Source organism: Butyricimonas synergistica DSM 23225 (genome assembly GCF_000379665.1).
Classification (GTDB): domain Bacteria; phylum Bacteroidota; class Bacteroidia; order Bacteroidales; family Marinifilaceae; genus Butyricimonas; species Butyricimonas synergistica.
Map to the genome: position 1 here is coordinate 603,843 of NZ_KB903359.1, position 23,577 is coordinate 627,419.

General features: G+C 41.1%; 20 protein-coding genes. 3 read left to right on the forward strand and 17 right to left on the reverse strand.

All coding sequences use genetic code 11. The features are described 5' to 3' along the window. Positions 1–3 precede the first annotated feature (3 nt). Both A3CY_RS0102640 and purH read right to left on the reverse strand, forming a co-directional pair. Positions 4–1,026, reverse strand: a complete 1,023-nt coding sequence (locus tag A3CY_RS0102640; RefSeq protein WP_018336345.1) for a rod shape-determining protein — start codon at positions 1,024–1,026, stop codon at positions 4–6. 8 nt (positions 1,027–1,034) lie between these two features. Continuing rightward, positions 1,035–2,573: a bifunctional phosphoribosylaminoimidazolecarboxamide formyltransferase/IMP cyclohydrolase gene (purH, locus tag A3CY_RS0102645; protein WP_018336346.1), complete on the reverse strand. Its 1,539-nt coding sequence runs from the start codon at positions 2,571–2,573 to the stop codon at positions 1,035–1,037. Between the two features lie 199 nt (positions 2,574–2,772). Here purH and A3CY_RS0102650 point away from each other — a divergent pair, with 199 nt between their 5' ends. Beyond that, on the forward strand, positions 2,773–3,258 hold the full coding sequence (locus A3CY_RS0102650) for a hypothetical protein (protein ID WP_018336347.1): 486 nt from the start codon (positions 2,773–2,775) through the stop codon (positions 3,256–3,258). 22 nt (positions 3,259–3,280) lie between these two features. On the opposite strand, the gene A3CY_RS0102655 is transcribed toward A3CY_RS0102650, so the two are convergent. Then, positions 3,281–4,567, reverse strand: a complete 1,287-nt coding sequence (locus A3CY_RS0102655) for an outer membrane beta-barrel protein (protein WP_018336348.1) — start codon at positions 4,565–4,567, stop codon at positions 3,281–3,283. Beyond that, positions 4,560–5,093: an RNA polymerase sigma factor gene (locus A3CY_RS0102660; RefSeq protein WP_018336349.1), complete on the reverse strand. Its 534-nt coding sequence runs from the start codon at positions 5,091–5,093 to the stop codon at positions 4,560–4,562. The genes A3CY_RS0102655 and A3CY_RS0102660 overlap by 8 nt, the downstream gene beginning before the upstream one ends. A 192-nt stretch (positions 5,094–5,285) precedes the next feature. Between A3CY_RS0102660 and A3CY_RS0102665 the strand changes: the two genes are divergently transcribed. Continuing rightward, positions 5,286–6,017, forward strand: a complete 732-nt coding sequence (locus A3CY_RS0102665; RefSeq protein WP_018336350.1) for a hypothetical protein — start codon at positions 5,286–5,288, stop codon at positions 6,015–6,017. A 50-nt stretch (positions 6,018–6,067) separates the two neighbouring features. Here A3CY_RS0102665 and A3CY_RS0102670 read toward each other — a convergent pair whose 3' ends face one another. Continuing rightward, entirely contained in the window at positions 6,068–7,846 is a 1,779-nt protein-coding gene (locus A3CY_RS0102670) for an aminopeptidase P family protein (RefSeq protein WP_018336351.1), read from the reverse strand. Positions 7,847–8,496: 650 nt separating this feature from the next. Between A3CY_RS0102670 and A3CY_RS21810 the strand changes: the two genes are divergently transcribed. Continuing rightward, positions 8,497–8,925, forward strand: a complete 429-nt coding sequence (locus A3CY_RS21810) for a helix-turn-helix domain-containing protein (RefSeq protein ID WP_018336352.1) — start codon at positions 8,497–8,499, stop codon at positions 8,923–8,925. Positions 8,926–9,139: 214 nt separating this feature from the next. Here the strand turns inward: A3CY_RS21810 and A3CY_RS0102680 are convergent, their stop codons facing one another. The 12 genes from A3CY_RS0102680 to gyrA form a co-directional block, all read right to left on the reverse strand. Next, a complete protein-coding gene (locus A3CY_RS0102680; protein ID WP_018336353.1) occupies positions 9,140–10,045 on the reverse strand; it encodes a dihydroorotate dehydrogenase in 906 nt (301 codons plus the stop codon). Further along, entirely contained in the window at positions 10,033–10,794 is a 762-nt protein-coding gene (locus tag A3CY_RS0102685) for a dihydroorotate dehydrogenase electron transfer subunit (protein WP_018336354.1), read from the reverse strand. The genes A3CY_RS0102680 and A3CY_RS0102685 overlap by 13 nt, the downstream gene beginning before the upstream one ends. 33 nt (positions 10,795–10,827) lie before the next feature. Then, on the reverse strand, positions 10,828–13,587 hold the full coding sequence (uvrA, locus tag A3CY_RS0102690) for an excinuclease ABC subunit UvrA (RefSeq protein WP_018336355.1): 2,760 nt from the start codon (positions 13,585–13,587) through the stop codon (positions 10,828–10,830). A 127-nt stretch (positions 13,588–13,714) separates the two neighbouring features. After that, complete coding sequence (gene rplI / locus A3CY_RS0102695) at positions 13,715–14,155, reverse strand: 50S ribosomal protein L9 (protein ID WP_018336356.1); 441 nt, start codon at positions 14,153–14,155, stop codon at positions 13,715–13,717. A gap of 21 nt (positions 14,156–14,176) precedes the next feature. Further along, positions 14,177–14,446 carry a 30S ribosomal protein S18 gene (rpsR, locus tag A3CY_RS0102700; RefSeq protein ID WP_018336357.1) on the reverse strand — a complete coding sequence of 90 codons (270 nt, stop codon included), beginning with the start codon at positions 14,444–14,446 and terminating at the stop codon, positions 14,177–14,179. A gap of 3 nt (positions 14,447–14,449) precedes the next feature. Continuing rightward, complete coding sequence (gene rpsF / locus A3CY_RS0102705; RefSeq protein ID WP_026207228.1) at positions 14,450–14,797, reverse strand: 30S ribosomal protein S6; 348 nt, start codon at positions 14,795–14,797, stop codon at positions 14,450–14,452. Positions 14,798–14,931: 134 nt separating this feature from the next. Further along, complete coding sequence (gene mltG / locus A3CY_RS0102710; protein ID WP_155828159.1) at positions 14,932–15,957, reverse strand: endolytic transglycosylase MltG; 1,026 nt, start codon at positions 15,955–15,957, stop codon at positions 14,932–14,934. Positions 15,958–15,978: 21 nt separating this feature from the next. Further along, entirely contained in the window at positions 15,979–17,025 is a 1,047-nt protein-coding gene (locus A3CY_RS0102715; protein ID WP_018336360.1) for a nucleoid-associated protein, read from the reverse strand. A gap of 5 nt (positions 17,026–17,030) precedes the next feature. Then, on the reverse strand, positions 17,031–18,653 hold the full coding sequence (locus A3CY_RS0102720) for a DUF3078 domain-containing protein (protein ID WP_155828160.1): 1,623 nt from the start codon (positions 18,651–18,653) through the stop codon (positions 17,031–17,033). Positions 18,654–18,668: 15 nt separating this feature from the next. Beyond that, positions 18,669–19,478 carry an SDR family oxidoreductase gene (locus A3CY_RS0102725; RefSeq protein ID WP_018336362.1) on the reverse strand — a complete coding sequence of 270 codons (810 nt, stop codon included), beginning with the start codon at positions 19,476–19,478 and terminating at the stop codon, positions 18,669–18,671. 186 nt (positions 19,479–19,664) lie between these two features. Next, positions 19,665–20,909 (reverse strand): tetratricopeptide repeat protein, encoded by a 1,245-nt coding sequence (locus A3CY_RS0102730; protein ID WP_155828161.1) that lies wholly within the window; start codon positions 20,907–20,909, stop codon positions 19,665–19,667. 43 nt (positions 20,910–20,952) lie between these two features. Next, complete coding sequence (gene gyrA, locus A3CY_RS0102735) at positions 20,953–23,469, reverse strand: DNA gyrase subunit A (protein WP_018336364.1); 2,517 nt, start codon at positions 23,467–23,469, stop codon at positions 20,953–20,955. Positions 23,470–23,577 lie beyond the last annotated feature (108 nt).

Genomic DNA, 23,577 nt, shown 5'->3' on the forward strand with positions numbered 1-23,577 from the left:
TCACTATCTTATAAGGAATGAGAACCTATCTACATTCTTCAGCGCGATACCCGTACCCCGAGCCACGGCACGAAGCGGATCCTCGGCAATATGGAACGGAATATTCAGCTTGTCGGTCAACCGTTTATCCAACCCGCGGAGCAATGCTCCACCTCCGGCAAGATAAATACCCTTGTTCACGATGTCGGCATACAATTCCGGCGGCGTTTGTTCCAGTGCGGCAAGAATGGCAATCTCTATCTTGGAAATGGATTTCTCGATACAATGTGCTATTTCTTGATAAGAAACGGGAACCTCTACCGGAAGCGAGGTCATCTGGTTGGGTCCCTGCACCACAAAGTCTGCTGGCGGTTCGTCCAGCTCGGAAAGTGCCGAACCTACATGGATCTTGATTTCCTCGGCAGTACGCTCACCGATCTTGATGTTGTGCTGATGCCTCATGTATTCTTGAATATCGTCCGTCAGATCGTCACCGGCAATGCGGATAGATTTGTTCGTCACGATACCGCCCAAGGAGATCACGGCAATCTCGGTAGTACCACCACCTATATCCACGATCATGTTTCCTTCCGGGGCTTCCACGTCCAAGCCGATACCCAGGGCGGCAGCCATGGGTTCGTAAATCATGTACACGTCACGTCCCCCGGCGTGTTCTGCCGAGTCGCGAACGGCACGCAATTCCACCTCAGTACTTCCCGAGGGGATACATACCACGATGCGCAGGGACGGGGAGAAGAACTTACTTTTCCCGTTTGCCATCTTGATCATTCCCCGGATCATCTGTTCCGCGGCGTTGAAATCCGCGATCACTCCGTCACGTAGAGGACGGATGGTCTTGATATACTCGTGTGTCTTACCCTGCATCTGGCGAGCTCTTTCGCCGATGGCAATTACTTTTTCAGTCTTTTTGTCGATAGCCACGATGGAAGGCTCGTTTACCACCATCTTATCATTCATGATGATAATGGTATTTGCCGTTCCCAAGTCTATCGCTATATCTTGTGTTAAAAAAGAAAACAAACCCATAGTCTAAATTAATGTTTGAAGTGTCTCATTCCTGTGAAAATCATCGCAATATTATATTTGTTCGCCGCATCGATCGAATCCTGGTCGTGGATAGACCCGCCGGGTTGAATGATCGCCGTGATACCTGCCTTGTGAGCGGCTTCCACGCAATCAGCGAACGGGAAGAAGGCATCTGATGCCATCACGCTGCCCGGGATGCGTTCACCTCCCTGACGGATAGCATTCTCTAAAGCCCATATCCGGCTGACTTGTCCGGGACCAACTCCTGTCGAGCATTTGTCTTTCGCTATCGCGATAGCGTTTGATTTCGTGTGTTTCACGATTTTCCACGCGAACAACATGTCTTCTAACTCTTTCTCTGTCGGGCGACGGTTCGTCACGTACTGCAATTCTCCGCCCAGAAGCTGTAAATCCATATCTTGGATTAACAGTCCGCCCAGAACGGTCTTCGCTTTCGGATACGTGTAATCCCTCTTGGTAATATCGGATAATTGCAATAATCTCAAATTCTTTTTCTTCGCGAATATAGCCCGTGCTTCTTCAGAGAAGGAGGGTGCTACAATCACTTCCAGGAAGACGGGAGCCATCGCCTCCGCTGTAGCCTTGTCTATTTCCCGGTTCGCGGCAACAATACCGCCATAAATAGATACCGGATCAGCCTCGTACGCTTTTTTGAAAGCCTCCACCAGCGTGTCGGCACTCCCGACCCCGCAAGGATTGGCGTGTTTGGCTGCCACGATAGTCGGTTCGTCAAATTCCTTCAACGTTTCCAACGCCCCGTCGGTATCACCTATATTATTATAAGATAATTCTTTTCCCTGCAATTGGATGGCTCCCGGCAAGGTGCCTTCCGTTTCCTGCACTTGCGTGTAGAACGTGGCAGATTGATGGGGATTCTCCCCGTAACGAAGATCCTGCTTTTTCTCGTAAGTCAGCGTCAGCGTCTTCGGAGATTGGATATTCAATCTCTTTGAAAAATAGTTGGCAATTAGAGCATCATAGTGTGAAGTATGAATAAACACTTTTGCTGCTAATAATTCTTTCATCTCGAGAGAAGTATCTCCATGTGCTTGAAGTTCTTCTATCACCTTGCCATAGTCCTCCGGATCGGTAATTACCGTCACGAAAGGATAGTTCTTAGCGGCAGCCCGAATCATGGTAGGACCACCGATGTCAATATTTTCAATGATTTCCTCGTGGGAAACCCCTGCTTTTAAAATAGTTTCCTTGAACGGATATAGATTACAAACGACCATATCGATAGGTTCAATTCCTAACTCGGTCATTTGCTGCTGATGCTTTTCGTTGTCCCTGATGGCTAAAATACCTCCTTCAACATTCGGGTGGAGAGTTTTTACTCTACCGTCAAAACACTCTGGAAATCGGGTAATATCTGAAATATCTTTCACGTCTATTCCTTCTTCCTTTAGCTTCTTGGATGTGCCTCCGGTAGAAATAATTTCCCAACCCATAGAATTTAGCGATTTAGCAAAATCAACAATCCCACTTTTGTCAAATACACTGATTAATGCTCTTTTCGTTCTCATCCGGATATTCTGTTTTTAAGTATGAACGTAATATTACTTTGCTGACAAAGGTAAAAAAAAGAATAGTATTTTATTAAATAAAAAATGGTTTCGTGCAATATTTTTCTGTCGATCGTTTCCGGGTGTTCAAAAAATACGTATATTTGATAAAATTTTAGGTTCCACGAGAGGCTTAAAAAGCCAATTATATACTGATATTATGAGTGATAACGGTCTTGACTTAATTATTTACATAGCACTGACTCTGGGTGCCAGTGCACTGGGGTTAATTAAATCCGCCAAGGAAAAAAAGGCAAAAGGCACACACCCAGAAGTACATCAACCGGAAGAGTTCTTCGATGAATCGGAAGACGATACGGTTATTATCACCCAACAACCTGAAATCTTCAAGCCGGAAGAGATTTTTCAACCCGTGTGGCATAACGAAGAGCTTTCCGAAAAAATGGAAAAAGAAAAGGAGGAAAGCATCACCGGTTTCGGACGTACTGACGAAGAACGTTACGCCATGCTGGAAAAGATGCAACAGGAAAGCCGGAAATCCCGCGTAAAAAGAGCTTCAATTTTACTTGAAGAGGCAGAACAAGAATTGTCTAACAAGCAACAAAACAACACAGCCGATAATCATTTTGAATTCGATATTCGCCAGGCGATTATAGCCAGTGAAATTTTAAATCGGAAATATTAACCTGCAACGGCAAAGACGAACTTTAGAAATTTATCCCGATACCTGTTGAGAACGTGAAGGAGTATGGCTTGAAATCAATATTGCTATTTTTGCTAAGAGATTGTAGATAATACTTGAATCCCGGCTCTAGTTTCAGACGGATTGATTTGGATAATGGATACTCGATCCCCAAGCCTACGTTTGTGCTTATATTGAATGTTCGAATATCTTCGGCTTCTCCCATTAATTCTTTCTTACCGCTGTAATTCACGTAAGTATGATTGCGTACGAGAAAGCTTGCCCCTAAACCACCTAGAATACTAAATCGGATTTTATTGTCGTTCAGGTGGAAGCGGAAAGCCAAGGGGATCTCGATTGCATCGAATTGCTGCTCAATACTTCCTTCTTCATCCTGATCACCCTTTAAAGACAAATAATTCTCGGAAGTCGAAACGGTTGCTTTTGCTTGATTTTTCACGTTACCAAGTGGGGTATAAGCGTGTGTATTAGTCGTGTAACTGACCATATCTCCACGAGGCACGAACACTTGTGCATCCGATGTCTTTTGTCCCATTCTAGAATATCCCAACCCGGTTTCAATGGATATACGTTTTGAAGGTTTCACGGCGAAAGTCAACCCTCCACCTAAATTGAAGATACCCGTCATCTGGCTGTTATCATATTGGGCGGAACGAGCATTCTCGTTATTAACGTGATAACTTCCCGAAGAATATCCGGGAGAGATATAACCTCCAACCATAAATATTCTCTCTTCTTTCGTGGGTTTTACTTTAGGCGCATTCTCAACAATTTCATGCCCTCCCAATAAAGCTAAATATTTCTTTTGGTTTTCCAACGCATTTCCATTCACGAGCGGGATAAAATCACCGCGAACAGCCGGCATTTTCAATTCTTTCTCGGGCTGCTCTACCCTCAAGTCATCTAAAGACGACATATTAAGTTGCACGGGAACGAGCATCCTGGTATCCGTTTCGGTGAAGCGAATTTCCCGTTTCCGAGTGATAGCCGGGATTGAACGGGGAGTAGAAGTAAATGCTAATATTTGATTTTCATTCTGAGAGTTATCAATTGGATTGAGAGTTGCAACAGGAGCGAGAGGATATATGCCTGTTTGTTTGTCAGGAATTAAAAAAGTAATACATAATAGTAAAATGATTGCGGCAGCAACCCCACTATATGTATAAATACGCCTCAGGCGTCGTTGCTTCATCACGAAATGGGAATCAATCCTTTCCCATACCCGTGCCGAAGGCTCGACGGAGACTTGCTCCAAGGCATTCTTAAATAATTTCTCTAAATTCTCACTCATCTCTCAAGTATGCATTTATCTTCTTCTTCAAAATATCTTTTGCCCGTGCCAGATTGGATTTTGACGTACCGTCGGAAATACCCAGCATCGCGGCGATTTCTTTGTGCTGCATGTTCTCCATGACATACAAGTTAAAAACCAACCGATACTTTTCCGGTAATTGATTGACAAACTCAAACAACACGTTTGGCGGAATGCTCAAATCGTCACCAACATCGTCTTCGTCCACTACATCAGGAACTTCTTCGACAACCTGCAACGAACGGTTTTTCCGGTATTTCTCCAGTGCGGTATTAATGAATATACGTTTCATCCATCCCTCGAAAGATCCTTTCCCCGTGTACTGTCCAATAGACTCCAGAATCTTTATAAAACCATCCTGTAAGTTATCTTCAGCCTCTTCGCGTGATTTGGAATATTGGATGCATATAGCAAACATTTTAGCAGAGAACATATGATAAAGTTGTTCTCCCGCTTTTCTGTCTCCTTTTTTACATCGTTCGACTATTTTGTCCAAATTACACATTGATAACTTATTTCTTAGATGCAGTATTACGCGAATGGTTGCGTTCGTTACGCGAAAAAATAAAAAAAAATCATTACTAGCTAAAAAGCCGTCGTTTTTTTTGCATCCTATTGTTTTTTTGCGAATATTCGCAGTGTGATTTCAAAAACCAAATGTGATTACGAATATTTTAAACTATAAAAAACGGCTAAAATGAAAACATTTCTAAATTTAAAACAGTATTTAATTTTATTTGCAGCAATATTCTCTTTGACGTCTTGCCTGAAGAGTGATGATCCTGATTTTCAGATTTATGGTGGGGCGTGTGTTAAACAGGAGGTAACTAAGATTCCTGGAGTTGATGGAGAAGAAGCAACATACAGTAGTAAATTTACACCATTAATTTTTGTTCGAGGATATAATTACGAGCAAATAACCAATTGCACCGTTTCCGGAGGAACAACTATGATAATGGGGAAAGTTGACGATTATGGTTATATTTGGCAAACTTCTATTATTTCATCTTCTACAGATTTTCCGACTGGAACATACGTGGTGACTGCTACAAGTGTTGAAGGTGAGCAAGCTCAAACTTCTGCATCTTTTAGTTCAAGTTCTCAAACTATGAAGAATAAATTGGAAGGAAGTATTAATTACAGCAATAATAAACTTACTTTTGAATTCAATAAGGTGGAAAATGCTACAGCATATTTAGTCGTTGCTAAAAGTTCTTTAGATGCCACTTTTTTTGAGTTTGCGACTATCCAGGAGTATACAGAAGCTCAGATTTCTACGGGAGCACTCACTTTAGAAAAGTCAAGTATTGATAGTAAAATAGCACAAGCCGGGAATTATTATTTGATAACTGTTGCCATTATTTCATCAAATAGTGGCAATCTAGTCTATCAAGAAGGCGATCAATTTGCATCTTATACAAGAGAATGATTTGCATTAATGAAAAAACGCCTTGCATTCGTAAGGCGTTTTTTTATGGATTATATTTTTGAAGTCTTTCCTTTCAGCCACTTCTTTTCTTTATCCGTCAAATGGGGTGCCACTTCTTGATAAACCCGTTCGTTATAATCATTCAACCATTTGATTTCCTCCTTAGTCAACAATTCAACTAAAAGGGCGGAGGTATCAAAATAACAGAGTGTGATCGTTTCAAACTGATAGAATTCTCCAAATTCATTCTCTGCTTTCAGTTGGCAGACAATCAAATTCTCGTGACGGATACCATGTGATCCTTCCCGGTATAATCCCGGTTCATTGGAAGTGACCATGCCCGGAAGCATCTCTTGATTTTTCAGATCCGGTCGTATAGATTGCGGTCCCTCGTGCACGTTAAGGAAATAACCAACACCATGCCCGGTTCCGTGCCCGAAATTTCTAAGATTCATATATAAAGGCAACCTTGCAACTATGTCAATGTTGCATCCTTTTGAACCTTTAGGAAAATACAGCATACTAAGGTCTATCATTCCTTTTAATACCAGGGTGTAATCCTCTTTTTCCAAGCGAGTTAAATCACCTAGGGGCATAGTCCTCGTGACGTCCGTGGTACCATGTATATATTGTGCCCCGGAATCCACCAAATACAATCCTCTAGGTTGCAATTCCGATTGCCGTTCAGGAGTGGCTGAATAATGAGGAAGGGCTGCATTCTTTCCATAAGCAGAAATCGTGTCAAAGCTATCGGACATATATCCTTCATTCTCCGCTCTGAATTTCGTGAGTTGCTCTGCGGCTTCAATTTCTGTAATTGTCCTTTCCGCCAGAGTTTTTTCCAGCCAGTAAAAGAATTTCGTTAACGCCACGCCGTCTTTTTTGCAAGCCAACCGGAATCCTGCCAATTCGGTTTCATTCTTCACCGATTTCATTAGAGGAATAGGCGATTCCGCTTCTTTCGTGTCAAAACGCTTTACCAATCGATTGTAGGCAGCATAATTACACGTGTTCGTGTCTACCAGGAATTTCTTCTCTTTATCTTGTTCATCCAAGAATAGAAACAGATGATGATAATCATGCAATTCTATTCCATCGGCTTCCAATTGTTTCTGTACTTCCGGGGTAATCTTGTCTAACTTTATAAACAAATGGGATTTCTCCAGCTCGACAATTGCGTAGGCAATCGCCAACGGGTTGTAGGATATATCATTGCAACGAATGTTATACATCCAGGCGATTTCGTCCAGGCAACTAAATAACATGGCGCCACCACCTTGAGCGGTAATAAATTGACGAACCCGGGCTATACGTTCACTTGCCGATTCCCCGACATATTTTAAATCCAGCCGCAATAATTTCCCCACGGGAAGAGCCGGACGATCCAGCCACATTTCCCCGAGTAAATCAATTTGTTCCTGTATCGTGATGTTTTTAGGAGCCAAGGTATTTTTTAAATTACGGACATCACTCACGGACATACAAAAACCGTCTATACCCACCTTGGAACCCGGTTCCAATACTTCTGCCAACCATTGTGGGTAATCCACTGCTCCCGGGATACGTAATTTATGCAACGTGATGCCGGAACCTGCCAATTCTTGTTCCGCTTGAATGAAATATCTTGTATCCGTCCATAAGCCAGCGTCATCAGTTGTTACAACCACGGTTCCGAATGATCCGGTAAAACCGGAAATCCATTTTCTCTGTTGCCAGGGAGCTGGAAGGTATTCACTATTGTGAGGGTCTGTGCCGGATATGATGTATGCGGTAATATTCTCGCGTCGCATGATCCGCCTTAATTCGGTAATTTTTTCTTGTATAGTCATGACTAGATTTTTTATTGTTTCAAATGTAAAGTTTTTAATGCAGATAACAAAGCTCTCGTTTGTTACATTTGTAAAAGACATAACATCGCTCGATAACATTACATTTGTAATGTATAAATACTTGATAAAGTTGAAATCAAGCATTTGTCGAGTAGGAAAATAAAAGTACTTGATGATGGCGGTAATTACGCATTAACTTTTATAAACAATGTAAATCAATATACTAAAAACCAATATTTTACACAACATATTCTATTGTAACCATTCAAGTAAATTCGCTTCTTTCGTCTTTATCGATTCCTAAGTACTTGTAAATAAATGTAAACTTGAGTGTTTATATTATTATACTCCAGTGCATTACAAGTGTTGAGTAAAGTTTTAGTAAAAGATAGTCACAATGTAGAGATGTTATTTAAAACACTGTATATTAATATATTTGTAATCAAATGAAAGATGATTAAAGCTGTAATATTGTAAATACAATAAAAGCGACTGGCTATTAAACAAATAGGAGTGATGCTTGGATGTTACATTTCTACATCCAAGTTTTCTGATTACATCTGTAAATACATGTCATTACAAATGTAATTTTGAAATCTCAACAAGAAACATTACATTTGTAATGCAAGATTTTACAAAAGGAGAGAGTTATGCAAGAACGATTGAATCAAATAATAGAGCAAAAAGGATTGACAGCAACTAAATTTGCTGCATTGATCGGCGTAAATGCATCGACCATATCTCATATCCTAGCCGGAAGAAATAAACCGGGATTCGACATTATCAATAATATCGCAAAAACCTTTCCGGATATAGATTTAGGTTGGTTAATCACTGGGAACGGATCTATGTATACATCCTCTCTTCCTAAAGAAAAAAATATAATTCCTGAAGAACCAACTTTATTTGATTTTAATGAACCCCAAGGACACTCCGATTCTCAAAATCGTGAGAAAGAAAAAAAATCAGAAATAGAGGTTATCAGCCGAACTATTGCCAAATCTCCGACAAAGAAAATCAAACGGATTGTTCTATTTTTTGAAGATGGGAGTTTTGAAGATTACATGAGTGGGCTTTAGAACGGGAAGAAAATAGGAAGAGAATAAGGAGAGAACAGGCTACAACATCATTATAACTCCAGACCACCACCTGAATAACACCGGAATGGTCAATTGTTATTCAGGTTTTCCTGAATCTGAGTTTTACCGGGGAAACCTCATTTCATCTCGAACCTACCGTATTCTCTTCTCTATTTTTTCATCATGAAAAAAAATCCAGGCACTAGATTTCAAATTAAATCAGACCGATAATATCCCGCACGCACGTGAAACCATTCTGATCCAAGTAGTCATTAATCCCGTCGATCACCTTGACGGTTACCATCGGGTCAATGAAGTTTGCCGTACCGATCTGAACGGCAGACGCCCCAGCAAGTAAAAATTCTATCGCATCAGTAGCGCTACAAATTCCACCCAAACCGACTACCGGTATTTTTACCACCTTGGCAACTTGCCACACCATCCGCAAAGCCACGGGTTTCACGCAAGGACCGCTCAGTCCCCCGGTGATTGTGCTTAAAACCGGTTTCCTCGTTTTCGTGTTAATCGCCATTCCCATCAGCGTGTTAATCAAGGAAACGGAATCGGCTCCGGACCCCTCTGCCGCTAAGGCTATTTCCTGTATGCTAGTCACGTTCGGCGATAACTTTACCATCAGATGTTTCTTGTACACCTTTCGGACTTCATTCACGACTTCTGAAGCTGATGCACAGGAAGTTCCGAATGCCATGCCACCTTCTTTCACGTTCGGGCACGATATATTCAACTCTATTCCGGGAATATTCTCCAATTCGTTGATTTTCTCGGCGGTTGCGACATAGTCACTCACCGTGGAACCAGAAACATTAACCAGAATATTACTCTTGATATCCTTGATCGTCGGGTAAATGTGTTCGATAAAGTAATCGACGCCTTTATTTTGCAATCCCACGGCATTTAGCATACCGGAAGGAGTTTCTGCCATACGGGGGTAAGGATTTCCTTCACGATGTTTAAGCGTAGTACCTTTTACAATAAACCCACCTAAACGTTCCAGATCAATAAAATCCTGGAATTCTGTCCCGTAACCAAACGTCCCGGATGCTGTCAACACGGGATTCTTTAATGCTAAACCATTGATATTGATGCTTAAATCTGCCATTTCAAGTCTTTTATATTAAAAATAGGACCTTCCGTACACACACATTTATGACCTTCCTTCGTGTCTGTCACGCAACACAAGCAAGCCCCGATTCCACACGCCATCGTGTTTTCCAAAGATACTTCACATTCTATATTTTTAGAATTGGCATAACCGGCAACTGCTCTCATCATCACTTCTGGACCGCAACAGAAAATATGGTCAAACGATTCGTTCAGTATAGAGTGTTGAGTCACGTATCCTTTTTCCCCGAAAGAACCATCCTCGGTAGTATAATATACCGAAGCGTATTTTTCAAATTCTTCTTTACGAAGAATGTCTTTATCCGTGCGTGTTCCGATTAATACCACGGGAGATAGTCCCCGGGCTTTCATTTCCCGTGAAAGATGCAGCATCGGGGCAACCCCACAACCACCGCCTATCAGCAGTGGTCTACCGGAAGAAGGAATTGTAAAGTTATTACCCAAAGGTAGTATAATATTCAACTTCTGTCCGGGCTCAATTTCTCCCAGGGTAGATGTCCCACATCCTACAATCTTGATAAAGAGATACAATAGTCCATTCTCTACATCTACATCATGCACGGATATAGGTCTTCTTAAAAAAGTGGATGGAGAATGATCTACCCGTACATTGACAAACTGTCCGGGTTTTATCTCCGGCAATTCAGATGAATACAGTACCAGTAGAATGGTATCGTCATTCAATCTCTTGTTTTCTTTGACCGTGAAATCTATAATCTTCTTCATTTATTCAGTATTTCCCAATAGTTTCTATTTATATCATTTAGTTTGCAACTTCTCTGCAAGATATTTACCCGTGTATGAATTTTTACATTTTACCAACTCTTCCGGAGTTCCCTCAAACACCAGGTAGCCCCCTTCGCTTCCTCCCTCGGGACCCAAGTCTATGATATTATCGGCACATTTGATCACGTCCATGTTGTGTTCGATGATTAATACCGTGTGTCCTCGGTCGATTAATGCGTTTAAGGAATCCATCAACTTGTGAATATCGTGGAAATGCAATCCAGTCGTGGGTTCGTCAAACACGAACAACGTGGGATCTGCATTTTCTTGGCTTAGGTGATACGCTAATTTCACCCGCTGGCTCTCTCCGCCACTCAACGTGCTGGAAGACTGCCCCAATTTGATATACCCGAGTCCGACATCAACCAATTTCTGCAATTTTGACACGATACTACGCTCGCTATGGCTTGTCCCGGAGGAAAAAAATTCAACGGCTTGATTTACCGTCATCTCCAGAATATCATATATATTTTTGTCTTTATACTTGATTTCCAGCACTTCGTCCTTAAACCGTTTTCCTTTGCAATGCTCGCATTCCAGGTAGACGTCTGCCATGAATTGCATTTCGACCTTGATTATTCCTTCTCCTTGGCATTCTTCGCAACGCCCGCCCGGAACATTGAAAGAGAAATGAGCCGGTTTGAAACCGTTTAATTTAGCCAATTTCTCGTCCGCGTATATTTTTCGAATATCATCCCACGCTTTCAAGTAAGTGACAGGATTGGAACGGGAAGATTTCCCGATCGGATTCTGGTCTATATACTCGACTCCATGTATTAAGTCGACATCACCGGACAATTTATTAAAACTTCCGGTACGATCGGAATAATCCCCGTAGTATTTTTTCAAGGCAGGCACAAGAATCGTTTTGATTAATGTACTTTTCCCCGAACCACTTACACCGGTCACCGCCGTCATGATTCCTAGAGGAATCGTGACATTTATATTTTTCAAGTTATTTTCCGTTGCCCCGGAAAGTTCGATTTTGCGGCTTGATTTTTTCCTGATCGCGGGAACCGGAATGCTTTTTTTACCATAAATATAATCGGCAGTCAATGTATCCGCTTTAGTAAGTTCTTTTAGTGAACCCTGAAAAACGATTTCACCTCCCAGGCGTCCGGCTAACGGTCCCACGTCGATAATCTCATCGGCTGATTTAATAATATCTTCGTCATGCTCCACGACAACAACAGTGTTGCCCAAATCTCGAAGACGATGCAACACGTCAATCAACCGATCCGTGTCTCGGGAGTGTAGTCCTATACTCGGTTCATCCAAAATATACAAGGAGCCGACCAAGGCTGATCCCAAGGAAGTTGCCAAATTAATACGTTGTGATTCTCCCCCAGAGAGAGAAGAAGATAAACGGTTGAGAGTTAAATAACCAAGACCGACATCCAGCAAGAAATTGATTCGATTATGAATATCCGGAAGTATACGAGCGGCAATCGTTCGATCGTGTTCGGATAAATTCAGCGTATCGAAAAACGTTTTCAGTTCCGTGATCGGCATATCCACGAGTTCGGTAATCGCTTTACCACTTATTTTCACGTAAGTAGCCTCTTTTTTCAAACGAGTTCCATGACATACCGGGCACTTCGTCTTCCCGGTATAACGTGCAATCATCACCCGGTTCTGTATCTTGAACTTCTTGGATTCTAGATACTCGAAGAAAGCGTAGATTCCGCTTTCACTGTTCCAGAGAATATTTTTTTCCTTTTCAGTCAACTCATAATAGGGGGTATGCACGGGAAAATCTACCTTGTGTGCGTTTTGCACGAAATAGTGTTTCCATTCACTCATTTTTTCTCCCCGCCAACACATGACGGCATCATCATAAACACTCAAGGATTTATTCGGCACCACGAGGTCTTCGTCTATTCCCAAAATCTTACCGTATCCCTCGCATTTCGGGCAAGCCCCGATAGGAGAGTTAAAACTGAACGTGTTGATTGTTGGTATTTGAAACGTGATTCCGTCTGCTTCAAATTTATTTGAGAAGGACTTTATTTTACCATCGATTTCCACGTAACAAGTTCCATCGCCCTCGTATAGAGCCGTTTCAATTGAATCTTTGATTCTGGAAATCGTATCTTTTTCATGATTGACTCGGATTCGGTCGATCACTAGAAAAATCTCCTTCACAGGATCAAGCACTTCTTGTTTGTCGATCAAATCGGAGATTCGGATAAATTCATCGCCATATTTCAATCTTGCGAATCCTTGGCTAATCAAAAGAGGAAGTCCCTCGTTTGTCATGTCCTTGGATTTTGTCATGATAACAGCAACTTGATCTGTATCTTGATCTAGAACGTATTTGCTAATATCATCTACACTATGACGTTTCACTTCTTCACCGGAAACCGGAGAGTACGTTCTGCCGGCTCTCGCGTACAAAAGTTTTATATAATCGTACAATTCAGTGGAGGTACCTACCGTTGACCGAGGATTTGAGGTGTTCACCTTCTGCTCGATAGCCACGGCAGGAGGGATGCCCTTGATATAATCGCATTCCGGTTTATTCAATCTTCCAAGGAATTGACGTGCGTACGAAGAAAGGCTCTCCACGTAACGACGTTGTCCCTCGGCATATAAAGTATCAAAAGCTAATGAAGACTTACCACTTCCGGAAACTCCGGTAATCACCACCAGTTGATTCAATTTTATATCCAGATCAATATTCTTCAGGTTGTGAACCCGTATTCCTTTCAACTCAATTCTCTGCTTGCTCATATCTGTCCTTCCAAAATATTTACAAAGATACGACTTTTCTCATAAAAAAAGCACCCTTGAGAGGGTGCTTTTAGCGTTTGGAATATGTTTGGAAATGCGTTTAAGTCTTGTTAATGACTTGTTTTAATTATTCAGAAATTACTTCGAACTCAACATCAACTTTAACTTCTCTGTGAAGTTTGATGAGAGCGGTGTAAGTTCCTACTTCTTTTACGTCTTTCAGCATGATTTTCTTGCGGTCGATATCGAAACCTTTTTCTTTCAGACTTTCAGAAATCATGATGCTGTTAACAGAACCAAAAATCTTACCGGTAGAGCTAGTTTTAGCGCCGATGGTAAGTTTTACTTCTGCTAATTGTGCTGCTAATTCTTCTGCTTCAGCTTTCAATTTTGCTTCTTTGTGAGCTCTTTGTCTTAAGTTCTCTGCAACAACTTTTCTAGCTGAAGGGGTTGCTAAAATAGCATAACCTTGAGGGATAAGATAGTTACGACCGTAACCTTGTTTAACATCAACGATGTCATCTTTGTGTCCCAAGTTTGCTATATCTGTCAATAAAATTATCTCCATTTGTGTCCTCCTTCCTTAAAATTATTTCATCAAGTCGGTTAAGTAGGGCAACAAAGCAAGATGTCTTGCTCTCTTCACGGCGGTTGCTACTTTCTTTTGGTACTTTACAGAAGTTCCGGTAATTCTTCTGGGAAGAATTTTACCTTGTTCGTTCAAGAATTTCTTTAAAAATTCCGGATCCTTGTAGTCGATAAATTTGATTTTTGCTTTTTTGAATCGACAGTACTTTTTCTTTTTGATTTCAACCGTTGGGGGGGTCAAATATCTAATTTCACTTTCGTTCTGTGCCATGGCTTATTTCTCCTCTTGTTTTACTTGATTTTTTGCTCTTCTTTTCAGTGCATACTCGTAAGCATACTTGTCTAATCTGAACGTCAAGAAACGAATCACTTTTTCGTCTCGTCTGTAAGAAGTTTCCAGTTTGTCAACTAAAGAACCTTCTCCTTCGAATTGGATCAAGTGATAAAAACCTGTCGTCTTCTTTTGGATTGGATAAGCCAGCTTGCGTAGTCCCCAAGCCTCCTCGTGCTCGATATTGCCTCCATTTTCAGCAATAACAGCTTTGAATTTTTCTACCGCTTCCTTTACCTGTATTTCAGATAAAACGGGAGTTGTGATGAAAACGGTTTCGTAATGATTCAACATAACTGATTGTTTATTAATACATTAAAGTAATAAAAATTATTTTATCGCCCGCAAAGTTACAACTTTACTTCGGATTTACAAAGAAATCGCCCATTTTAGTTTCCAGCCACACGGTTTTAGTTTAGCTTCTCTTACTTCCATATTTTCCGTTTATTTAGTTCTTTATGATATTCACGGGCATAAGCGTTGTGTTGTCGGAGGGTACGGGAAAAGTTATGATATCCGGAAAAGTCGCTTTTAGCGCAGAAGAATAAATAATCATGTTTCTGGTAATTCAGTACGCTGTCAATAACTTTTATGGAAGCCATCCGAATTGGTCCCGGGGGAAGCCCCGCATACATATAAGTATTATAAGGTGAATCTATTGTCAGGTAACGATCCAAAATCCGGGAGATCGTGAAATCACCAAGCACAAATTTCAACGTGGGACAAGCATCCAACTTGATTCCTTTGTTCAGTCTGTTGATGTAAACCCCGGCAATGATAGGGTACTCTTCTGCTTTTATGGTTTCTTCTTCAATAATAGATGCCAAAGTGATTACTTCTTCAGGACTTAATCCCATTTCTTGGGCTTTTGCTATACGTTTTTCATTCCAGAACCGAGTGTACTCCTTCTTCATACGCTTCAATAAATCCATAGCCGATATATTCCAATAAATATCATAAGTATTGGGAATAAACATCGCCAAAATAGTATTGGAATTAAAACCAAATTCAGCAAGTACGTTCGGATCGGTAAGCAAGCCCATCAACTCGCCTTTGGAAACGGCTAAATCTTCAAAGGCTTCATCGGCAAATTCTTCCAGCGTCCGCATATTATTGAATGTGAAATGAACCGGAATTTGATTTCCCGCCCGAAGCATATTAATCAGCTCGTTGTTGTTCATTCCATCTCGAATTTTGTATTTCCCGGGCTTCACTTGGGAAGAATACTTTTTCAACTTTGCCACGCGACTGAGAGTGTTAGGATGTTTGATATACCCCCGGCTTCGCAAGGTTTCAAACACTTGAGCCACGGAATTACCATCCCGGACATAAAGAATCCCATCATCCGTCACCACCGTGTTAGGCGAAAACACATAATAATAACCGACACCTCCCAAGGCGATCCCGAGTACGGCGATCACCGCAAAAAATACAAGAATTCTCTTTGCCATTTTGCTCATCAGGTAAAAGTATTAGTTTTCTTCCCGGAAATACAATTTATAATAATTCATATCCCGATCTGCATCATAACCTTTCTCGATGTATTTCTTTTGCCCATGAATATACACGTGGAAATTCTTGTCCAATTTCAGCACGTGCTTGAAATATTTTTTTTCGTCTTTGACGGCACTGTTGGAAACATCAAACTGGTCTTTTAAAGCCAACTCGTTCTTTTCCTCGTAATAGTTTTTGAAATCTTCAAAAGCATTGATTATCTGGGGATCACTGACGACTTCTTCTTTGAACAAGCTCTCGTTGAACACATCAGCCTTATTAAAATAATCGATAGAACGATTCAGCATATCGATCTGGTCTGCCTTGGGTATATCGTTTTCTTGATTATAGACCTCTTGCACGAAATCTTTACAAAGTTTCAGGTAATTAGAAGTTTGGAAATAATTATCCTCACATTGTTCCAATCCCAGGAAAGCAGTAGTCCAATAAATTGCCTCCGAAGAATTGGTTTTATCAAGAATACTTACCCGATAACCGTTTTCCCCGTCGATATTGAATATCAAACAAGCCTTGTCCAGCTTTTTGATATTAAGACCTCTCTCGCTTTCAAGCTGGTAACTATTCTCGTTAAGAATGATTTTCAAGAAAGTATCTTTTGTTTCCGACTTGAAAATACCAATAGCATCACAAGGACCTTCTTCCAGCACACAATTCTTAAAATGTACCATATAGAGTTCTCCTGCCTTGATATTCGGGTGATTGGATTGGTCGAACAAATGTTGGGCTATATTCACGGAGGCTTCATAGAAACGGGCATCATCCTCGAAGATGGAGTTTACCGTGCTATACACCAAATTGTTATACAAATCTTCCTCCACGGGTGCAAAACGGTAATACGCATCCTTTTTGAAAGGGGAGAGGAAATAACTCTTCAATAAACTGTGTACATCCATATCATCCGGCAAGAAGCACGACTCGGAAAGGCGTAACTGACCATCTTCGTATTTATTACCGATGTCATGGATCACGATATTATTAATTTCACAAGAATCAAAGTTCATCATAATGTTTAAAATCTAAAATGTACTCCTATATTCAATGTTTCTTTAAACTGTATCTTTTTTGAATCGTTCTGGTTATACACAGCATTGGCGTATATTGATGTCTGCATAAAGTAATTTATTCTAAAATTCAATGTCAACCGCCAATCAACCGTGAGTTTCTCCGGTTGCTCGTAATAACTTGAAAACAGCATCAAGTGATTATCCACGTTGAGAAATTTAAAAAGCGTGTGCTTATTCTTCAACTCAATCTTGGCTCCGGCATCACTTTTATATCTTTTTCCGGCTTCAATACCGTACCGGGTGACATCCACCGAGTTTGTATCCCGTACATATACCCACTGCCCGGCAATAGGGGAGAGATATAACGAGATATTATCCTTCGGTTTATAATCCAAACCCAAAGATAAAGTAAAATTACCGGGTGACAAAAAGTTTGCAATCACGGTTTCTCTGTCCGAGGCGTTGTATGAATTGAACAATACGGTATTCATATCAAACTGGGTAGCGTAATTCCAGTGCCGGAACGCCTTAACACCGAGTTTGGATTGTATTTCCAGTTTATCCTCATTTTTACTTAAATCTTCACTTCCGCTCTTTAAAGCCCCCAACCGATAGCGGAATGAATTTTCCCACGTTGTACTTCTCTTCTTGTAAGTGGCAAAATATTTCAAATCGGAAAGAATAGAAAGCGAATTTTCACCACCGCTAGCCCAGTTGCTACTGATAAAACCTTGTCCGAACGATAATGAAACATCGGAATAATAAGTCCAATGCCGTCTTTCTATTGTACCGATTTTCATTTCAGCCAAAACGAAATAAGCAGAATCGGAAGCTACCAGCAAACATTCTTCCGGTTGTTCTTGCCGGAAAGCGAATCTTCGTGTCTGGTAGACATCATTATCCAGTAGAAATTTAATCTGTTTACCCCGTGGCATCACTTTTATCCAGCCACCGATAGAGTCCCCGACGAAATTCTCCGTCATCATACGATGGTATTCAGCACGTCCCGTGTTCAGCCATATATTTTTTGAACGATCGGAAGCACCCAAAATCGTGATCAAAACAGAATCACGGCTTCTTTCTTTCATCCATTGATAATTCTCGTCCTGCTCCATAAAAGCGAGCAGGGCTTCCAGATCCTGATTCAAAAATATATCATACCGGGTAGAATCCAACAAATGTAAAGAATCCAATTCCGGGTTAGCCCGGTAAAAATCAAGACTATCCCTCGATATACGCTCTTGAATCATTGCAATAGCCTCTTCTTTGGCTTTAACTGTTTCAAAATACGTTCTCACGTAATTCAGCATATATTTAATATGCTCGTTTTCAGCATAATCTCTCAAAATTCTGATTGCCCGACTCAGTTCGTAATACTTGTACCGATCCCTTTTCAAGTTATCTAGAGCGTAACGAGTGGCAGGATTATTTATATGTGTATTTTTCAAGTATTGGTAGACGTATTTTATTTGAGGAACGGTATGAGAAATAGAATCTGCACGAGTATGTTTTACCGGCAACACGTACGAAGGATGTACCGACATCACCCGAGAGTGTTTCTTTTCTTGAGCGAAAAGAAAATTCTGGGACAAAGTAAGAATAAAAAATACAATAACAACAGACCTCATGCAACTAATTACTTGTTATTTGAACGGAGAATTCGGTTCTTTCGCCATATGACTGTAAGCCAACTTATCCAGTAAACTGGGAAACCATTTGCTCAAGAACACGGATATTTTCCCTTCAACCAAAGTCATTACAATCTCTCGCTTCCGTTTAACAACGCCATTTACAATGATTTCCGCGCATCGTTCCGCACTCATCATATTGTTTTCGGCCCGCGGACTATCGCCTTGCTGGCTACCATCAGCAACTAAAGCAGTTTTTCGAATATTAGAAGCCGTGAAGCCGGGTGCGGCAACAAGCACGTGCAGACCTTTTTTCAAATTCTCGACACGTAGCGTGTTCAAGAATCCTCGGACTGCAAATTTACTGGCAGAATACCCGGTTCTTCCGGGTAACCCGAGGAATCCCGCGACTGAAATAATGCCAACCAGACTACCTTTTGTTTGCAATAAATAGGGTAAAGCATACTTTGTACAGTACACCGTTCCCCAAAAATTAACATCCATCAGACGTCGTATGACCTCCAAATCCAAATCCTCAAACAGAGCCCGCATGGAGATTCCGGCGTTATTCACGAGTGTATCTATTTTTCCAAAGCGTTCGTGAGCTTTTTCCACAAGATTTTTGCAATCCAGTTCATTCGAAACATCCGTCTGCACGGAAATAATCTCTGTTCCTTGTGATTTTAAATCATCCTCAATTTTTTTCAGTTCTTCCATGTTTCTAGCGCCCATAACAATTTTGGCGCCACGTTTAGCAAATTCATAAACCAACGCTTTACCAATACCGGAAGATGCTCCTGTAATAATCACCACTTTGTTTTGCATGAATCTTGTTTCTTAGGTGTTTAGAATTCCTTATTTTGATTTACAAATATAACAACAACTTTGGAGAATGAAGAATCATAATGGAAAAAAACGTAATCATATAAAAGTTTTATAATTGCGATTATGATAAATAATATATACAAAAAAGAAAAGGGAAGTTTTTCCCTCTTCTTTTATATCTATCTATTACAGATTGTTAAGTTTCTCGACCGTCTGATCATACTTGCTTTGATATTGTTTTTTGCTTGCTTGCAAACGATAATACAATTCTTTTAAAGTAGTCAGCGTGTTCTTGTCGTTCGGTTGCAATTCAAGGGCTCTTTCGAAATAAGGAACTACAGCCTCGTATTTGTCCATAATTTTAGCGAGTTCTGCGTTATATTCCTTAACATCAACGATTTCTTGAACGATCTTATGATCTTCGATCACGCGGTTCAAATGAATATTTCCCAAGTTGTATTGAGCGAAGAAATCATTCGGGGCTAATTCCAACGTTTTGATATACATCTGTTCTGCTTTCTCGGGTTCGTTTATTTTTTCGTATAAAGAACCTTTTGCGCGATAATAATCCGGTTTATTGGGTTCCAATCTGATAGCAGCATCCAGAAATTCTTCAGCTTTTCCCGGGGTATCTCCTTGCAAATAATAGTTAATCAACTCGATCAACATATATTCGTCATTCGGGAACAACTTATGTCCTTCCTGCAAGTACTTAACAGCTTCTTCCTGAATAGCTTTCGCAGTAATCGTATCCCCGTTTTCTTTTGCGTCGCGGCTTCTTCCCAGGTAAATACTAGCCAACATGGCATAAATCCGGTTTGCCTCATAACCTAATTCCAATGATTTTTTGTAGAATTCCATAGCTTCATCTACCTGTCCGGCTTTATGGGCAGCTACACCGGCATTGTAAATAACGGCAGTGTCTACTTTTTGCGTTCCGTAAGGAGAAGCGTTTATATCCAAAGTTCTCTTGAAATTGTCTAGGGCTGCTTGGAAATCAGCTTTGGCAGCTTCAGCATTTTTCGCATCTTCAGCAGCTGTACCACAATTGTAGCACACGATACCCTGATTCGTGAAGTCAATAACCAAATTAGCAAACTGAGCCTTTAAATCTTTTTCAAACTTTTTCTTCTCATCCAACTGTATTACTTTTTGATAAGATTCCCAAACAATCGGAAGCGGATCTGCAGACAATTTCTTGTAATTTTCATCCTGACTCTCGAAAATACCTTGGTAGATTTGTCCTCTCACGAAGTGGGCTTTCGGGTTGTTCACGCATTTCTCGTGTCCGATAGCTTCATCGATTAGCTCTTTTGCTTTATCTAGCTTTCCCTGCGTGTAAAAGCTAACAGCAGATGTCACTTTTCCCATTTGCGCGAAAGACACATTCGCGCAAAGCAGAAGGGCAATGATAAAAGTTAGTTTTCTCATACGTTTAAAATTTGTGTTCCAATTAGATATCATTTATAAATAATTATTCTTCACTACTTTCTCCGGTTTCTTCCGCATCCGTATTTTCCTGCCCTTCTGCTGGTACATCTTCCTCTTTTGACGCTGAAACTTTGGCAACGGCAGCGATAGCGTCGTCATTACGTAAATTAATCAATCTTACTCCTTGCGTGTTACGTCCCATAACTCGCAACGTGCTCACGTCAAGCCGGATCGTTAAGCCGGAACGATTGATAATCATTAAGTTATCTTCATCCGTGACATCCAGCAACGCAATTAATTTTCCGGTCTTTTCCGTCATGTTAATGGTCTTCACACCCTTACCGCCACGGTTCGTGATACGGTAATCTTCAATACTAGAGCGTTTTCCATATCCATTTTCAGAAACGACCAGCACGTCTGCTTTATCTGGTTCAACACAAATCATGCCAATCACTTCATCTTCCTCGCTATCTAGGGTGATTCCTCTAACACCGGATGCCGTTCTACCCATGGGACGTACTTTTTCTTCCGGGAAGCGGATAGCCTTACCGGATTTCACGGCAATCATGATGTCATTCTCGCCGTTTGTCATCTTGGCATCCAATAATTGGTCTCCCTCTTTGATCGTTATTGCGTTTACTCCGTTCGCTCTTGGACGAGAGTAAGCCTCAAGTGTCGTCTTTTTGACAATCCCTTTCTTTGAACACAACACGATATAGTTGCTATTAATATAGTCGTTTTCTTTCAAATCCAACGTGTTGATATAAGCCTTCACTTTATCATCCGGCTCGATATTCAACAGATTTTGTATTGCCCGACCTTTGGATTGCTTGGAACCTTCCGGGATCTCCCAAACTTTCAGCCAGAAACATTTTCCTTTTTCCGTGAAGAACAACATGGTATTGTGCATGGTTGCCATAATCATGTGTTCCAGGAAGTCCTCGTCACGGGTTGCTGATCCTTTGGAACCGACTCCCCCGCGATTCTGCACCTTGTATTCGGACAGCGGGGTACGTTTGATATATCCCATGTGCGAAATCGTGATCACGACTTCTTCATCAGCGTAGAAATCTTCCGGGTTGAATTCTTCGGATGCGTACACGATGTCTGTTCTGCGCTCGTCATTGTACTGTGCTTTTATTTGCAAAAGTTCATCCTTAATAATTTGCATTCTCAATTCCAGACTCGCCAAAATTTCTTTCAAGTGTTCGATAACCTTGATAATATCATCGTATTCCGCTCTCAATTTATCTTGTTCCAGGCCTGTTAATTGACGTAATCTCATCTCTACAATAGCACGAGCCTGAATATCGCTCAACGAGAAGGTTTCCATCAAAGTAGCTCTTGCCTCGTCCGGAGTTTTAGACGAGCGAATAATACGGATTACTTCATCAATATGGTCACTGGCTATAATCAAACCTTCCAAAATATGAGCACGGTCTTCCGCTTGTTTCAACTCGAATTGAGTACGGCGGGTAATCACCTCGTGGCGATGTTCCACGAACAGGCGGATAAGGTCTTTCAAGTTCAACAACCGGGGTCTGCCTCCTACCAAAGCGATATTGTTTACCCCGAAAGAAGTTTGAAGAGCCGTGTGTTTTAATAAGGTATTCAAAACCACGTTGGCGATTGCGTCTTTTTTCAGATCGATCACAATACGCATACCGCTGCGGTCAGATTCGTCGTTGATATTCGAGATACCGTCTATTTTCTTATCGTTCACTAAGTCGGCTATACGGGAAATCAATTCGGCTTTATTCACCATGTAAGGAATTTCATGCACGATAATTTTCTCTCGCCCGTGAGGTGTTGTTTCGATGGATGTTTTGGAACGAATCACGACACGACCTCTTCCCGTGTGATAAGCTTCCCGCACACCGCTATACCCGTAGATACTACCTCCCGTGGGGAAGTCCGGAGCTTTAATGATCCGGATTAAATCATCGATCTCAATATCATTATTGTCGATATAAGCACAAATAGCATCAATTGTATCTGCCACGTTGTGGGGAGCCATATTCGTAGCCATACCCACGGCAATACCCGAAGCACCATTTATTAATAATAAAGGTATTCTGGTCGGCAAGACGCTCGGTTCTTTCAACGATTCGTCAAAGTTCGGGATCATGTTTACCGTATCCTTGTCCAAATCAGCCAGAATATCTTCCGAGATTTTCATTAAACGAGCCTCCGTGTAACGCATGGCGGCAGGGCTATCCCCGTCGACAGACCCGAAGTTTCCTTGCCCGTCCACCAGCGGATAACGCAAAGACCAACTTTGAGCCATACGTACCATTGCCATGTACACCGAGCTATCCCCGTGAGGATGATACTTTCCGAGCACCTCTCCCACGATTCTTGCTGACTTTTTGAATGGCTTGCCGGACGTTACACCCAATTCGCTCATTCCAAACAATACTCTTCTCTGTACCGGTTTCAAACCGTCCCTAACATCAGGCAATGCACGCGACACGATCACCGACATTGAATAGTCAATGTACGAAGATTTCATCTCCTCCTCGATGTTGATCTTAATAATTTTTTCTCCGACGTTTTCCATTTATAATATTAAATTACTCTTTTAACGCATTGTTTGATAGAATGTTGACATCAATATCACCCCTATCCTACCAAAATCCCACAAATGTAATAAAAACGATGGATTAAA

Excerpts from the sequence above, each read along its gene's own strand:
- A3CY_RS0102640 (WP_018336345.1), bottom strand. The coding sequence starts at position 1,026 with ATGGGTTTGTTTTCTTTTTTAACACAAGATATAGCGATAGACTTGGGA.
- purH (WP_018336346.1), bottom strand. The coding sequence starts at position 2,573 with ATGAGAACGAAAAGAGCATTAATCAGTGTATTTGACAAAAGTGGGATT.
- A3CY_RS0102650 (WP_018336347.1), top strand. The coding sequence starts at position 2,773 with ATGAGTGATAACGGTCTTGACTTAATTATTTACATAGCACTGACTCTG.
- A3CY_RS0102655 (WP_018336348.1), bottom strand. The coding sequence starts at position 4,567 with ATGAGTGAGAATTTAGAGAAATTATTTAAGAATGCCTTGGAGCAAGTC.
- A3CY_RS0102660 (WP_018336349.1), bottom strand. The coding sequence starts at position 5,093 with ATGTGTAATTTGGACAAAATAGTCGAACGATGTAAAAAAGGAGACAGA.
- A3CY_RS0102665 (WP_018336350.1), top strand. The coding sequence starts at position 5,286 with ATGAAAACATTTCTAAATTTAAAACAGTATTTAATTTTATTTGCAGCA.
- A3CY_RS0102670 (WP_018336351.1), bottom strand. The coding sequence starts at position 7,846 with ATGACTATACAAGAAAAAATTACCGAATTAAGGCGGATCATGCGACGC.
- A3CY_RS21810 (WP_018336352.1), top strand. The coding sequence starts at position 8,497 with ATGCAAGAACGATTGAATCAAATAATAGAGCAAAAAGGATTGACAGCA.
- A3CY_RS0102680 (WP_018336353.1), bottom strand. The coding sequence starts at position 10,045 with ATGGCAGATTTAAGCATCAATATCAATGGTTTAGCATTAAAGAATCCC.
- A3CY_RS0102685 (WP_018336354.1), bottom strand. The coding sequence starts at position 10,794 with ATGAAGAAGATTATAGATTTCACGGTCAAAGAAAACAAGAGATTGAAT.
- uvrA (WP_018336355.1), bottom strand. The coding sequence starts at position 13,587 with ATGAGCAAGCAGAGAATTGAGTTGAAAGGAATACGGGTTCACAACCTG.
- rplI (WP_018336356.1), bottom strand. The coding sequence starts at position 14,155 with ATGGAGATAATTTTATTGACAGATATAGCAAACTTGGGACACAAAGAT.
- rpsR (WP_018336357.1), bottom strand. The coding sequence starts at position 14,446 with ATGGCACAGAACGAAAGTGAAATTAGATATTTGACCCCCCCAACGGTT.
- mltG (WP_155828159.1), bottom strand. The coding sequence starts at position 15,957 with ATGGCAAAGAGAATTCTTGTATTTTTTGCGGTGATCGCCGTACTCGGG.
- A3CY_RS0102715 (WP_018336360.1), bottom strand. The coding sequence starts at position 17,025 with ATGATGAACTTTGATTCTTGTGAAATTAATAATATCGTGATCCATGAC.
- A3CY_RS0102720 (WP_155828160.1), bottom strand. The coding sequence starts at position 18,653 with ATGAGGTCTGTTGTTATTGTATTTTTTATTCTTACTTTGTCCCAGAAT.
- A3CY_RS0102725 (WP_018336362.1), bottom strand. The coding sequence starts at position 19,478 with ATGCAAAACAAAGTGGTGATTATTACAGGAGCATCTTCCGGTATTGGT.
- A3CY_RS0102730 (WP_155828161.1), bottom strand. The coding sequence starts at position 20,909 with ATGAGAAAACTAACTTTTATCATTGCCCTTCTGCTTTGCGCGAATGTG.
- gyrA (WP_018336364.1), bottom strand. The coding sequence starts at position 23,469 with ATGGAAAACGTCGGAGAAAAAATTATTAAGATCAACATCGAGGAGGAG.